Source organism: Snodgrassella sp. B3882 (genome assembly GCF_026535915.1).
In the GTDB taxonomy this organism is placed as follows: Bacteria; Pseudomonadota; Gammaproteobacteria; order Burkholderiales; family Neisseriaceae; genus Snodgrassella.
This window is the reverse complement of sequence record NZ_JAFNPF010000001.1, coordinates 1,865,145-1,877,564: the sequence shown is the minus strand read 5'-3', so window position 1 is coordinate 1,877,564 and position 12,420 is coordinate 1,865,145. Positions and strand designations below refer to the sequence as shown.

12 protein-coding genes are annotated in these 12,420 nt (G+C 39.5%); 5 read left to right on the top strand and 7 right to left on the bottom strand.

Annotation, left to right across the window (positions count from 1 at the left end; all coding sequences use genetic code 11):
- Window positions 1-66: 66 nt before the first annotated feature.
- Window positions 67-435, top strand: a complete 369-nt coding sequence (locus J3U68_RS07880) for a hypothetical protein (protein WP_267375897.1) — start codon at window positions 67-69, stop codon at window positions 433-435.
- Between the two features lie 241 nt (window positions 436-676).
- On the opposite strand, the gene J3U68_RS07875 is transcribed toward J3U68_RS07880, so the two are convergent.
- Both J3U68_RS07875 and J3U68_RS07870 read right to left on the bottom strand, forming a co-directional pair.
- A complete protein-coding gene (locus J3U68_RS07875) occupies window positions 677-811 on the bottom strand; it encodes a hypothetical protein (protein WP_267375896.1) in 135 nt (44 codons plus the stop codon).
- Between the two features lie 184 nt (window positions 812-995).
- Window positions 996-2,102 (bottom strand): class I SAM-dependent methyltransferase, encoded by a 1,107-nt coding sequence (locus J3U68_RS07870; RefSeq protein WP_267375895.1) that lies wholly within the window; start codon window positions 2,100-2,102, stop codon window positions 996-998.
- Between the two features lie 816 nt (window positions 2,103-2,918).
- On the opposite strand from J3U68_RS07870, the gene J3U68_RS07865 reads away from it, so the two are divergent.
- Both J3U68_RS07865 and J3U68_RS07860 read left to right on the top strand, forming a co-directional pair.
- A complete protein-coding gene (locus J3U68_RS07865; protein WP_416384644.1) occupies window positions 2,919-3,458 on the top strand; it encodes a C40 family peptidase in 540 nt (179 codons plus the stop codon).
- Window positions 3,458-3,679: a hypothetical protein gene (locus J3U68_RS07860; RefSeq protein ID WP_267375894.1), complete on the top strand. Its 222-nt coding sequence runs from the start codon at window positions 3,458-3,460 to the stop codon at window positions 3,677-3,679. The genes J3U68_RS07865 and J3U68_RS07860 overlap by 1 nt, the downstream gene beginning before the upstream one ends.
- A gap of 1,603 nt (window positions 3,680-5,282) precedes the next feature.
- Here the strand turns inward: J3U68_RS07860 and J3U68_RS07855 are convergent.
- The 3 genes from J3U68_RS07855 to J3U68_RS07845 all read right to left on the bottom strand — a co-directional run bounded on the left by J3U68_RS07855 (window position 5,283) and on the right by J3U68_RS07845 (window position 7,168).
- Complete coding sequence (locus tag J3U68_RS07855; protein WP_267375893.1) at window positions 5,283-5,780, bottom strand: hypothetical protein; 498 nt, start codon at window positions 5,778-5,780, stop codon at window positions 5,283-5,285.
- A 149-nt stretch (window positions 5,781-5,929) separates the two neighbouring features.
- Window positions 5,930-6,547, bottom strand: a complete 618-nt coding sequence (locus J3U68_RS07850) for a BON domain-containing protein (RefSeq protein ID WP_267375892.1) — start codon at window positions 6,545-6,547, stop codon at window positions 5,930-5,932.
- 33 nt (window positions 6,548-6,580) lie between these two features.
- Window positions 6,581-7,168, bottom strand: a complete 588-nt coding sequence (locus tag J3U68_RS07845) for a D-sedoheptulose-7-phosphate isomerase (RefSeq protein ID WP_267375891.1) — start codon at window positions 7,166-7,168, stop codon at window positions 6,581-6,583.
- Window positions 7,169-7,451: 283 nt separating this feature from the next.
- Between J3U68_RS07845 and rsmI the strand changes: the two genes are divergently transcribed.
- Both rsmI and J3U68_RS07835 read left to right on the top strand, forming a co-directional pair.
- Entirely contained in the window at window positions 7,452-8,360 is a 909-nt protein-coding gene (gene rsmI, locus J3U68_RS07840; protein WP_267376237.1) for a 16S rRNA (cytidine(1402)-2'-O)-methyltransferase, read from the top strand.
- Window positions 8,361-8,516: 156 nt separating this feature from the next.
- Window positions 8,517-9,410: a peptidoglycan DD-metalloendopeptidase family protein gene (locus J3U68_RS07835; RefSeq protein WP_267375890.1), complete on the top strand. Its 894-nt coding sequence runs from the start codon at window positions 8,517-8,519 to the stop codon at window positions 9,408-9,410.
- A 237-nt stretch (window positions 9,411-9,647) separates the two neighbouring features.
- On the opposite strand, the gene pckA is transcribed toward J3U68_RS07835, so the two are convergent.
- Together pckA and J3U68_RS07825 are read right to left on the bottom strand one after the other, a co-directional pair.
- Window positions 9,648-11,240: a phosphoenolpyruvate carboxykinase (ATP) gene (pckA, locus tag J3U68_RS07830; RefSeq protein ID WP_267375889.1), complete on the bottom strand. Its 1,593-nt coding sequence runs from the start codon at window positions 11,238-11,240 to the stop codon at window positions 9,648-9,650.
- Between the two features lie 346 nt (window positions 11,241-11,586).
- Window positions 11,587-12,144 carry a cysteine hydrolase family protein gene (locus J3U68_RS07825; protein WP_267375888.1) on the bottom strand — a complete coding sequence of 186 codons (558 nt, stop codon included), beginning with the start codon at window positions 12,142-12,144 and terminating at the stop codon, window positions 11,587-11,589.
- Window positions 12,145-12,420: the final 276 nt, after the last annotated feature.

The following is a 12,420-nucleotide window of genomic DNA, read 5'->3' as shown; positions in this document are numbered from 1 at the left end:
ATGCAAAGACTAATAATTCAAGTGTGGGAAAAATCGACAATTGTTGATAAACCAAAGAGATATTATATGAATAAGATTAAATGGGTAACTCAGGCAATAGCACAGCCTTGTGAAATACAAAAGAGTTTATTTCCTGATTTTGCAAATATAGCTGATGAATTAGCAGTTGAGTGGGAGATGGCTTTAAATGAACTAAATGATTCTCAAGTAGCATCTCTGTTTTCATCAGAGCAAAAACTAGCAGTAAAAAATTTAGATAATTATATGTTATCTATAAGTGGAGCCGCTAATATTCAATATTGGAATAATGACGCACTTTGTAGAAGCGTAGAGTGGCAAAAAATGAGAAAAATGGCCATTAATATATTGCGCATCATGAATTGGGAAAATGTTGTACCAGCAAAAGCCGATGCTTTATATATCAATTATGGTTAAGTATCAAATCCCCACATTGTAGTAAGGAAATTTATCATTTTTTTTGAGTTTGCAATTCTGTGTTTTGTTTAATACTTTAAAGACGTACTGTTTAATATCTAATTTTTTTAAAATTAATAAATTAGCTGTTTGCTTAGTTTGATTAAATTAGTTTGGATAAAAATTTATTGTTGTTTGACTTCCTTTTTTTAGTATTGAACTAGAAACCAATTTAAGCTATTTATTTTATGCGGTCATACTATTATAGCTTGGCCGATTGATCGTCACATTTTGGGGCAAAGGTGACCTCAAGCGCTGAAGGTAATAGGTTGTGACTACGGTGATTATCAGCGGGATCAAAGCAATATGTAACTGCTTCCAGTTGATTTTGCGTCATCTGCTATTGCATCAATTGGTTGCAGTTGATAGGTGGCTGGTTTATTTAGCCACATTTTCTACTATTGCATTAATGGTTTGTATTTTCATTCTGATGTGTTCAGTTTGTTTTTTCTGTTTACTGATGATTGTGTATTTTTTCATCCTGCTGGATTTCGCGCGAAACATTACTTTCGAATGAAATATTAAGCAATAGTCAGTTGCCACAATGAGGTGGTTTCGTGATTGCGGGCATAGGCAAGGGCGTTGTGCTGGTGTTTTGCTTTCGGATGTTGTGGTTGAATGTTGCTTTTTTTAATTACTGATAATCCGGCAGCTGCAAACCACTGCTCAAGTGCCTGAGGTGAACGTAAACCCAGATGCTCGGCAATATCGGACATGATTAGCCATACCTGACCTTGCGGATTTACATGTTTGGTAACCTTTTGGAGAAATGTTTTTAACATTTGGTGATCCGGATCGTATAAAGCAGTTTCGATGCTACTGCTTGGTTTAGCCGGTAGCCATGGTGGATTACAAATGATGAGATCGGCACGACCATCAGGGAAAAGATCTGTTTGTTGAATGTTGATTTGTTTAGTTAAGTTTAGGCGCTGAACGTTGGCTTGAGCGCAAGCGACGGCACGAGGGTTGTTGTCGGTGGCGATGATATGTGGGATACCCCGTTGTGCCAGAATAGCTGCCAGTACACCACTACCTGTTCCAATGTCGAAAGCTGTGTGACAGGATGCGGGTAAGGATGCTTGATTGACCAGCTGTAAATATTCACCACGTACTGGTGAGAATACGCCATATGGTACGTGAATTCTTTGATTGTTTAAGGCAGGAATGATGACGCCGGTTTTATGCCATTCATAGGCGCCGATATAGCCGAGTAACAGGTGTAAGGGTATCAATATATTGGTTTTATTGATTTGTCCAAAAACGTCTAGCAGAGCAGGAGCGATATTTGGCGCACGTTTATTTTTGATGTGTCCCTCTGCTTGGATTTCAATCAATATGCGTTGAAATAAACGGCTTTGTTGTGCCTGTTGTAAACGATGCTTATGAAAATCCTGATGTTTTTTTGCTTTGTGATGAATACGTTTTTTGATCGCGGTGAGTAGTTGTTTACCTTGATGGTAGTCACCACGCCAAAGTAAGGCGTTGTTCTGATGGATAAGTCTCAGCGCATCATCAGCACTGATTTGGTGGATGCATTCTATTTGGTTGGGAATGGGATGACGGTCATCGCCAGCCCAAATGGCGTGCATGGGTTGACCTTGTTCATTCCAATTTACGATTGTATTCATTCAGCAAAAGCGCAAAAAGAATATTATATAGTAGAAGTGGGCACTGTCTATTCAGGTATTGCGATATTTAGCAATTTATAAGGTTATTGGTAGAAATTTTGGATGATGAACCCTTTTTTGTTTAGCTTTATAAAGGATAGGCGAATTTTGTTGAGGGATGATTATGTTTTCTGTGATTAGTAACTTAAGCATCAGGTGGAAGAATAAATTTCATTTTTGTTTATTGCTGTTTTAGGTAAATTATGGTGAAGATTTTAAAATTGGAATTTTTGGCTATTACTGGTTAGATTTAGTTTTATTAAGCTTATATAGGGAGTTATTTATTGTAAAGTAGTACTTTTTTGATTATTGTCAGTGTATGAATGCTGTTTTTGGGTGCTCTGATCTGACAAGCATTGTTTTATAAAGATGGTTATTTGGTCAATATTGGGTAGATCGGATTCGATCAGATTGTGATTGTGGTTTAAAATAGTTGGATTGGTTGAGACTTTTCAGGTATTTTGTTTTTCTGGTTGGTATTAGGCCGCTTATTTGGTATCTGAGTGATTTGACTTTGTTTGAGTATTATTTGTGCTGAATATTGCCGCTAATTTAGATTAGCTGATTGTACTTTAGTTTAAATGATCAGGGTTTTCGGCTTGATAGTTTTAAGAATAACCGCTATGTAGGTTGTTTAGTCGATTTTGATTATTAAAGATTTTATGCTTATGCATTCTGGTTTGTGATGGTAAATAGGATGCGAGGTAAGAATAATATTTTGCTCGGTTAATGTTGCTGTTATGTAATTGAGTGAATTGTTTTATGGAATTCTATTGAATGAAATGGATGAAAAAAGTAATGAAGTTGGCGGCGTTGTGCGTATGTGCCAATTTCATTGTTATTGCGCCGGTCATGGCTGCTCCTGAGGGCTTGGATTCTGATGCGCTTGATCGCCTGATTCGAGAAAGAACTGCTGTTAAACCTGCGGTACGGACGGGTGACGATGCCAGTGATTTGATTATGAATGCGATGGGTCTGTTGGGATTGGCTTATCATTTTGGGGGTAATTCACCGACTAAGGGGCTTGATTGCAGTGGTTTTATGCAATATATATTCCGACGTAGTATGGGGGTTACGCTTCCGCGAACTGCACGCCAGATGGCCACGGTTGGTGAATCTGTGGCTCGAACCAATATGCAGCCAGGAGATTTGGTCTTTTTTAGCCCCAAAGGTGGCGGTATTTCTCATGTCGGGATGTATATTGGTAATGGACGTATGATTCATGCTCCACGAACAGGAAAAAATATTGAAATAACCAATATTGAACAAGGTTATTGGGCCCGAGCTTTTGTGACAGCACGAAGAGTGAAACATTGATGAATTCTATGCCGAAAATGCCCGTGTGGAAGGATGATGCGGGAAATGTTGTTTCCTGCACGGAAAAAATTAAGGTAATGCAGCAAAATATGCAGGAAATCTTTGAGCTGGCACAGGAGGCATTTGAAGATGGTCTTCTGATGGGATGTCAGGAAAGTCAGTTGCGTGGATATTTGCTGGAGTTGATGAACGGATTGAAAAATCCATATAAAAATAAGTAGCACTGTACTGTTGAAATGGTTATTTTTCAATGTATGAAGTTGGATTAAGAACTGACATAAATGTTCTTAAGGGTTTCTGTTGGAAAATGCATGAGAATGGATAGTGATGAAGCAATGAATAGCTGTTTTATCTCAGTGAGGCTGAATGGAAATAGTTATTGAATGGTCAGTTTGATCAACTCTGTTATTGGTGAATGCTGTTGTTGTGGAGGAGGTGGCATGATTCGTTGTGGCCAAGAGAAGGCACATGTGACAGGGTATAGGTATATTGGCAGGGGGAATTAAGCCTTATTCAGACTATAATCTGTATTGTCTTCTTATAATCATATTATGGTTATAACTGGAAGAAGTGGTGACAATGGGGGAATTTATGCGCTTTTTATGATGATGCAATAGGTTATCTGGCGCAAGTTTCGGTTCTAATGCATAAATTGTATTTATAGGTTTCAATTTTTTAAATATAAGAAACCAATATTTATTGAAGATTCTCAAATAATATCTAAAAAAATGAATCTTTGAAAAATTTTTTTATTAATCTTGTTTATATGTTCATTACTGTGCCGTGTAACGCTAAAATTAACTCAGTAAGTTCTATAAAATATTTCAATATTATAAGGATCTGAAAAAGAGGAATTGGTCGCGGTAGAGAAAAAAGATTCGATTAGAAATACATATATCAATAAATATTGGTTGTATTGCTGAAACAGTTCTGCAATGCTTAATATTTACGCCAATAATCAAGTCTATTTAGCGTGGCACTTAATCTAATTTATATTAAGACAAAATTAACAGAAATAATAGCAAATAGGTTTGGATTAATTTTTGTCTAACCTTTGTTTTTAGACCTGATGATATGGGTATACAATGGAAAAATTTTCTAGGGATAGCGCGATTGCAAAGATTGATTTGTTTGAGAATAGAACAATTCAGTTTTTTTAAAGGTTTCGAAGATAAAAAAGAAATTGATCTAGATTTTTCTGAGAGTGCATTTAACTCAGATTCAGATGGGATGAATCCTGTCATTCTTAAGAGATGTAATTAATTTGGAAAAATATAATTTTTTTAGGAATAGATGAAGCAGTTAATAATACGGCACAGGCATAATTAAGGATAGCTAATTAAAGAATTATTTGACGATGATGAGGCTTTTTCCTGTATATGGGTCAAGCGGTTTGCTCCAGATTGGAACAGCGACTTTGTTTACAAAATGTTTATCAACTTTAAGTCGTGAATGTTGTTTGAATAATTTGGCGAGGATGATCAAGACGATGGGGCTTTGTTTTTTTCTTTTTCAGCGATTCATCATGAAAAGTTGTTGTTTAAAGATTGAGTGACTTAGAAATATCAGATGTGTTAAAAGGGTTTTTGAACTCCTGTGATTTAGCATTAAGTTTAATGCGTTGCAGAAAATATTATATTGTTATGTTTATTCAATAATTTATGATTTTTATAATGTTGTTTGTTTATAGTAGATAAATGGTATGGTTTGCTTATGATTGAACTTTTATGGTGAGTGTTTCTGTGAGTTAGCTTCAGGTTTGCAGGTATGTTTAATCTGTTTATTAAAAAGCCCGTCTTGGTGACGGGCTTTTTAAGTAGGTAGTTAGAATAGGTTGTCTAGTTGTTTGTCTGTGGTGCTATTCGTTGTCTTGGGTTTGGATGGACGTGGGCTATCGGTGTTAGTGGTTGTAGCCGGAAGATTGGTGGGTAAGATGGGTTGTACGTTGTTATCAACATCGGCATTTTGTGGTTTGGTATCAACTGGTTTGGTTGTTGTTGCAATATTCAGGGTGTCTGTTGCGGATGCTGATAAAGCTTGGTCAGAGGCTGCCATGGTAACGGTATTAGGTACAAATGTTGTGGGTGCATTTGGGTTTGTAGAGGCGCCTGCTGGGGTTAAGACTTCGATGCTGGCAGCTTGGACGGTGGTATTGTTCTCAATCGGTTTGTTTAAAACTTGCCATGCATGGAATATAAATCCGGCAACACAAATAGTCAGCAGAAGTAATATGGATAGCATTACTTTGGTAAAGGTACTCAGCCCCTTTTTTTTCGAGTTCTTTTTATTATTTTTGCTCGGTTCATCGGGTTTTTTGCTCATGGAAGGCTTTCCTCTATAAGGTAAACGTTAATTGCTTTGCATTATAAGCAAATTTGAATATGTTTGGTTAATTGATTCAATATTGCTGTGGCGATCTGAATGGGTTTATTCAGATCGCAAGCTTGGATATTTACAGGTTAAATATTGGGTTAATCGGTCTTTTTCGGAACAGGATTGAAGGTTTGATACAGGGTAATGACTTTTTGTACACCCGCTGTGGTGCTGATCATGTTGGTTGCTGCTTGTTGTTCTTCTGGAGTCAGGATACCCATTACATAGGTGATGCCATTGTAGGTAACCACTTTGACATGGTTTGGCCAAACGCCTTTTGTATTAAAAAGATTGGTCCGAATTTTGGAAGTAATCCACGTATCATCGGTAACGTGGCTGATTGTCCGATTCTGATTAACTACATCTATATAGTTATATACTTTTTGTGCGGATGGCTGGGCACGCGCGACACGTTCAACTTGATTTTTGTCACTTTCACTGGCAACGATGCCTAATAGTAACACCTGTCGGTTGTAGCTGATGACAGATAAGGTAGGTTTAAATTTTTTATCGGAAGTTTGGTTGTTCAGGTAGTTCATTGCACCATCAAGGATGCGGACTTCCATGACTTTGTCGTCAGTTTGTGCACCGGTACTGCGTCGATCAGCAACAGCAAGGGTTCCTACGGTGGCACCTCCTATGATGATGGCAGGACAACCTGTCAATGAGCTTGTGAGACCTAAAGCGATTAAGAGGGTAGTTATATATTTTTTCATGTTTTTTTACCTGTCTTTAATATTTGCCGATGGTTATAAACCACCAAGTAATAGTTGGTCAATCTGTGCACACAATGCGTGAATGGTGACTTGTTGTGCCTCCATAACTCGCAATGCATCATCCCCAGGAATGTTGAGCCAGAAATCTTCATCACGCAATAAAGCAGCGATTTCACCACCACTGCCACCAGTGATGGCCAAAACGGGCATATCTCGTTCATGCGCGGTTTTAATTGCCTGGCAGAGATTGCGACACTGTCCATCAGTTGAAATAACGCATAGCATATCATGCTGTTTGCCTAAAGCATGAATTTGTCGGGCAAATAAGTCATCAGAACTGCTGTTATTTAAGGAACTGATTACGGCGGGATTATTGCATAATGATAATGCAGCTAATGCCATTCTGTCTTGTTGTAATCTGGTCACTAAATAGGCTGCCATGACGTTGGCCATGGAAGCATAGATGCCATTACCGGCAATCATGAGTTTACCATCACTCATCAGTGCCATGAGTATGCCCTGAGCCGCATTGGCCAGAGGTTCTGCCAGTAAATCAGCGCATTCGTGTAATAGCTGGGCGCTGTCGGAAAAATGTTGCCGGATAGCAAAAGATTCTGTCATATTTTAATCAATATAGTTCAATGTTGCATTTATTCAGTTGATGCTCGATATATTGCTGGTGCGAGCAGCGGTTTAATGCATAAATAATGATGGCTAAACGTGCTTAGGTCTTAAGCACGGTTGGATTTCCTGCTCAGGAAAAGGTATCCCTGTTAGGTGGTGGGTAATGAAATTGAATTTCATTACTCTGGTTTATCCAAGTTTATTGCTCAAGCTGGTGCGAACATCGTGGTATAGTATGCCTCTTGAGCAAAAAGACCGTGTTGATGAAGAATTGTTCTGCATGATAACGGTCAAATCAGAGTACGGAAATACCTTAATGCAAGTACATTACCAAAAAGCTACTGCTAGCATTGTACCGCAAACCCTTTATGTGGTGGCTACCCCGATTGGAAACTTGTCAGATTTAAGCCTACATGCGCTAGCTGTACTTGCAAAGGCAGATTTGATTTGTGCTGAAGATACCCGTGTCACTCAGCAGTTATTGCGTGCTTATGGGTTGACTGGTCGTTTAATCAGTGTACGCGAACAGAATGAGCAAAGTATGGCTGATCGGGTCATTGCTGCTCTGACCGCGGGGGAAGTTGTAGCGCAGGTGTCTGATGCTGGTACGCCTGCTGTATGCGATCCAGGAGCTCGTTTAGCGGTGCGGGTGCGTGAGGCAGGCTTTAAGGTTGTGCCTGTAGCCGGTCCTAGTGCGGTGATGGCTGCGCTAAGTGTTGCTGGAGTGACGCAGTCTGATTTTTATTTTGCTGGGTTCTTACCGGCTAAAAAGGGCGAGCGTGAAATGCGTCTGCAACAATGGGCAGAGGTTGAATATCCGGTGGTGATGTTTGAAACACCTCATCGGATAGCGGCTACGTTGGCGCAGATGGCGATTCTTTATCCACAGCGACGGCTTATGCTGGCTCGTGAAATCAGTAAAACACATGAAACTTATTTGTGTGGGACGGTTGCGGAGATCCAATCGATTTTGCTGCAAGATGCGAATCAAAATCGAGGCGAAATGGTATTGGTTTTACATCCGGCTGCTAAAGAAAAAACCGTGGCTTTGGCCGCTGAGTCTAAGAGGATTATGCAGATTCTAGCGCAGGAATTGCCCACTAAGCAGGCAGCTGCTTTAACGGCAGAAATTTGTGGTGAAAGTAAGAAGGCTTTGTATGATTGGGTAATAGCACATAAAAAACAATAAAATATGTGCAATTTTGTGCTGGTATCTACGATTATTATGTTTTATTGTATTGTACATACAGATTAGCTTTGTTTATGATACGGTCTTAATTGGCTGTTGCCGCCGCTTCAGCGTTGGCACCCTTCTAAATATTGAGATAATTTAAGGTGAACCATTATGTTGAATAAAACCGCTATTCGTTCTGGCTGGTGTTTGCTGGCATTGGCTTTGGCTGCTTGTTCGGGCTTGAAACAACCGGCAGCGCCAACTGAAGCGGCAGGTAGTACAAATACCAGTACCAATGCTGACAATCCTTATGGTTCAGCTCCTTACACACCTCCTCCAGCTTCTAATACCGATTATGGTACCTCAGGCTCAACGACTTCTTCTTCTGGTTATGTTCCTAATTACTCGCCGGTTGATATTAATGCAACCAATCATACGGTTCAACAAGGCGATACTATTTATAATATTTCTAAACGTTATCAGATTACGCAAGAAAATTTGCGTAGTTGGAATAATCTGGATGGAGACAGCATTCGGCTTGGACAGATATTAAGAGTTAAGCCTGCTGGGTATGTTGCTTCATCGGGTTCCAATACGAGTACAGTAACGGCGACCGTTTCTCCGTCTAAGTCTACAACCACGACAACTACGACGACGACCACGACAACTAAACCCGCTTCAACAACCACTGTTAGTAATACTTCCGGTATAGATTGGCTACGACCAACTGCAGGCAGTATTTTGCAAAGTTTTGGTGGTAATAGCAAAGGTATCGATTTTGGCGGCACTATAGGTCAGCCAGTGGTAGCTGCAGCATCAGGTAAGGTGGTTTATGCCGGCAATGGATTACGTGGTTATGGTAATCTGATTATTGTTCAGCATAATCAGAAGTATTTAACCGCTTATGGTAATAATCAAACCATTATGGTTAAGGAAGGGCAACAGGTTAAGCGTGGACAACAGATTGCGACGATGGGCAATACTGATGCTAAACGTCCGCAATTACACTTTGAATTACGTGAAAATGGACACCCTCAGGATCCGGCTAAGTTTTTACGCCTGTAAGGCTGATAATTCAAATAAGGTGATGAAAAGTATATCTTCGCTTTTTGTTTCTAATTAGCAATAGTAGATGACTGATATCTTGTTTAGGATATCAGTCATTTTAATTGTGGCTACAGAAGACTTGAAACGATGCTTTGCTGACATTGATCTTAGCCTTAGGGCAAGTTGTCTGCGCAGGCTTTGGATACAAAGGTTGAAAAAAAACTTCTAACTTAGGTTAGAAGTTTTTGAGTTTTTTTATAACTGAGGCCCTGAAGTAACCAGATTTTTACCTTCTTCGGTATCGGTGAATTGCTCAAAATATTTGATATATTTCGAAGCCAGATCTTTAGCTTTTCTTTCCCATTCATGCTGATCGGTATAAGTTGTGCGTGGATCAAGGATATCCGATACATGGGGTAGGTGTTTCGGAAAGGTCAGATTGAGGTAAGGGATTTTCTCGGTTGGAGCGCTTTCTATCGAACCGTCGATGATGGCATCGATGATAGCACGGGTATCTTTAAGAGAAATTCGTTTACCGGTACCGTTCCAGCCAGTATTAACTAAATAAGCTTTGGTGTGATGCTTTTTCATCTTGTTGACCAGATTTCTGGAATAGATGGTCGGGTGCAAGGTTAAAAAGGCTTCTCCAAAAGCTGGCGAGAAAGAAGGTTGTGGGTCGTTGATACCCCGTTCTGTACCAGCCATTTTGGATGTGTAACCACATAAGAAATGATACTGTGCCTGATTATCGTCAAGCAAGGATACTGGCGGTAAGACACCAAAAGCATCAGCCGATAAATAGATGATTTTTTTAGCGTGCCCTGCTTTGGATGGAAGCACTATTTTATTAATGTGATAAATCGGATAAGAAACTCGAGTGTTTTCGGTAATGGATTTATCTTCAAAATCTATTTCGCCATGTTCATCAACCACGACGTTTTCGAGAAGAGCATCACGTCGGATGGCTTTCCAGATATCTGGTTCTTTTTCGGCTGAAAGGTCGATGACTTTGGCGTAGCATCCTCCTTCAAAGTTGAATATACCATTATCATCCCAACCATGTTCATCATCACCAATTAAATAACGCTTGGGATCGGCTGATAGGGTGGTTTTACCCGTTCCTGATAAGCCAAAGTAAATTGCTACGTCTCCATCTTCACCAACGTTGGCTGAACAGTGCATGGAAGGCATGTTTTTCAATGGCAGATAGTAATTCATCATGGAGAACAAACCTTTTTTCATTTCTCCACCGTACCAGGTTCCACCGATTAGCTGAATTTTATCGGTTAAATTGAATACGACGAAGTTTTCAGAGTTCAGGTTTTGTTGCTGCCAATCTGGATTAGTAAATTTGGAAGCATTGATAACGGTAAAATCGGGCTCACCGAAATGTTCTAATTCATATCCTGTTGGACGAATAAACATGTTGGTGACAAAGTGTGCCTGCCACGCTACTTCCATAATGAAACGGACTTTAAGCCGCGTGTCTTTATTGGTACCACAGAAGGTATCTACAACATAAAGTTTTTTATTGGAAAGGTGATTAACTACCTTTTTTTTCAGGTCTGCAAATATTTCTGGAGTGGTGGCTCGGTTGACTTTGCCATCCCACCAGATGGTGTCCCGGGTGATATCGTCTTCGACAATATATCTGTCTTTGGGAGATCGACCGGTAAATACTCCGGTTTTGACGGCCACTGCACCAGATTTGGTCAGTATGCCTTTTTCATACCCTTCATTAGCCGGGTCTAATTCGGCCTGAAAAAGCTGATCGTGGGTTGGATTGCGTAGGATTTCCTGTACGCCGACTATACCTAAATCTGCCAATGCTTGGTTTAAGTTGTTCATAAAGTCTAAGAATAGAGTTTGAAGGAGGTGTAACTAATATGAAGAAGGGTGAATAGCTAGAAAAAACGTACCAATTATACAATTAATTTTATCTATTCTGGCAAATATTATGTTTGTAATGATTGATGATGTTTAAATTCGAAAATGGGGTGGTGAAATAATGAAATGGTTGTTTTGCTGTTGGTTTTTCAGGGTGATGATGATTGGTTAAATGGTCGTTGATTGTGAATATGGTTTGTATTTGTTAATTTATAACATATTATTTTAATATATTTTAATTTGGTGATATTTGCCGTCTGTTGGTGAATGACGCAGACGGCGGGTGTTTAGTCTCAATCTGTTTAGCTTATTGTTGATGAGTACTGATGAATTCTTGCGTGCTTTGTATTTGAGCAAATCTTGCTAATGCAGCCATAAAGCTATTATGTACTTGATTGGCAGGAATAATATTATTTTTGAAGGTTAAATCACGCGTGGTACAAGCGTCATCAATGAGTATAGGTTGATAGCCCAGTTCGGCTGCACAACGTGTGGTAGAGTCGACACACATATGGCTCATCATGCCACAAATAATGAGTTGTTTGATGTTGTGGTGGGCGAGTTGTTGTTGTAAGTCTGTTTTGAAGAAGCTGTTAGGATAATTCTTGGGTACGATTTTTTCTTGTACACTCTGCAAGGGTAATAGTTGTGGGTGCAGTGCCTCGCCTTGCGTATTAGGGCGAAAGAAGGTGGCAGCGGGATCGAGATTGGTATGCAGAATATAAAAAATGGGCAATTGTTGTTGACGGAAGTGATCACGTAAGGTGAGTACCTGTTGCAAGGTTTGTTCAGCCTGATTCAATTCCATATTTCCTTGGGGGAAGTAATCATTTTGCACGTCGATAATGATTAAGGCCTGTTGCATGAGTTTTGTCCTATTTGAATTTTTGGGTTAATTCTGGTTAAGCACAAAAGATTATAGGACAAGTTAGCCGAAGCGATTTAAATATTTTCAGTTGGGATATGAAATGTGCTTAATTGAAGATCAATGACTAATTCGGTGATTGAAGATGTGTCCCTACAAAAGTCCATATTTGAAAACAATGATGAGTTAGAAAGATGGATAGAGGGCATTTTTGCTGTTTAGGCTGGCATGCCGTGGGTTTAATCTGCTTAATTCAGTATGAGGGGTAACGCGATC

What these genes read in the sequence shown, in the direction of transcription:
- J3U68_RS07880 (WP_267375897.1), top strand. Translation starts at nt 67, where the DNA reads ATGAATAAGATTAAATGGGTAACTCAGGCAATAGCACAGCCTTGTGAA.
- J3U68_RS07875 (WP_267375896.1), bottom strand. Translation starts at nt 811, where the DNA reads ATGACGCAAAATCAACTGGAAGCAGTTACATATTGCTTTGATCCCGCT.
- J3U68_RS07870 (WP_267375895.1), bottom strand. Translation starts at nt 2,102, where the DNA reads ATGAATACAATCGTAAATTGGAATGAACAAGGTCAACCCATGCACGCC.
- J3U68_RS07865 (WP_416384644.1), top strand. Translation starts at nt 2,919, where the DNA reads ATGAAATGGATGAAAAAAGTAATGAAGTTGGCGGCGTTGTGCGTATGT.
- J3U68_RS07860 (WP_267375894.1), top strand. Translation starts at nt 3,458, where the DNA reads ATGAATTCTATGCCGAAAATGCCCGTGTGGAAGGATGATGCGGGAAAT.
- J3U68_RS07855 (WP_267375893.1), bottom strand. Translation starts at nt 5,780, where the DNA reads ATGAGCAAAAAACCCGATGAACCGAGCAAAAATAATAAAAAGAACTCG.
- J3U68_RS07850 (WP_267375892.1), bottom strand. Translation starts at nt 6,547, where the DNA reads ATGAAAAAATATATAACTACCCTCTTAATCGCTTTAGGTCTCACAAGC.
- J3U68_RS07845 (WP_267375891.1), bottom strand. Translation starts at nt 7,168, where the DNA reads ATGACAGAATCTTTTGCTATCCGGCAACATTTTTCCGACAGCGCCCAG.
- rsmI (WP_267376237.1), top strand. Translation starts at nt 7,452, where the DNA reads ATGATAACGGTCAAATCAGAGTACGGAAATACCTTAATGCAAGTACAT.
- J3U68_RS07835 (WP_267375890.1), top strand. Translation starts at nt 8,517, where the DNA reads ATGTTGAATAAAACCGCTATTCGTTCTGGCTGGTGTTTGCTGGCATTG.
- pckA (WP_267375889.1), bottom strand. Translation starts at nt 11,240, where the DNA reads ATGAACAACTTAAACCAAGCATTGGCAGATTTAGGTATAGTCGGCGTA.
- J3U68_RS07825 (WP_267375888.1), bottom strand. Translation starts at nt 12,144, where the DNA reads ATGCAACAGGCCTTAATCATTATCGACGTGCAAAATGATTACTTCCCC.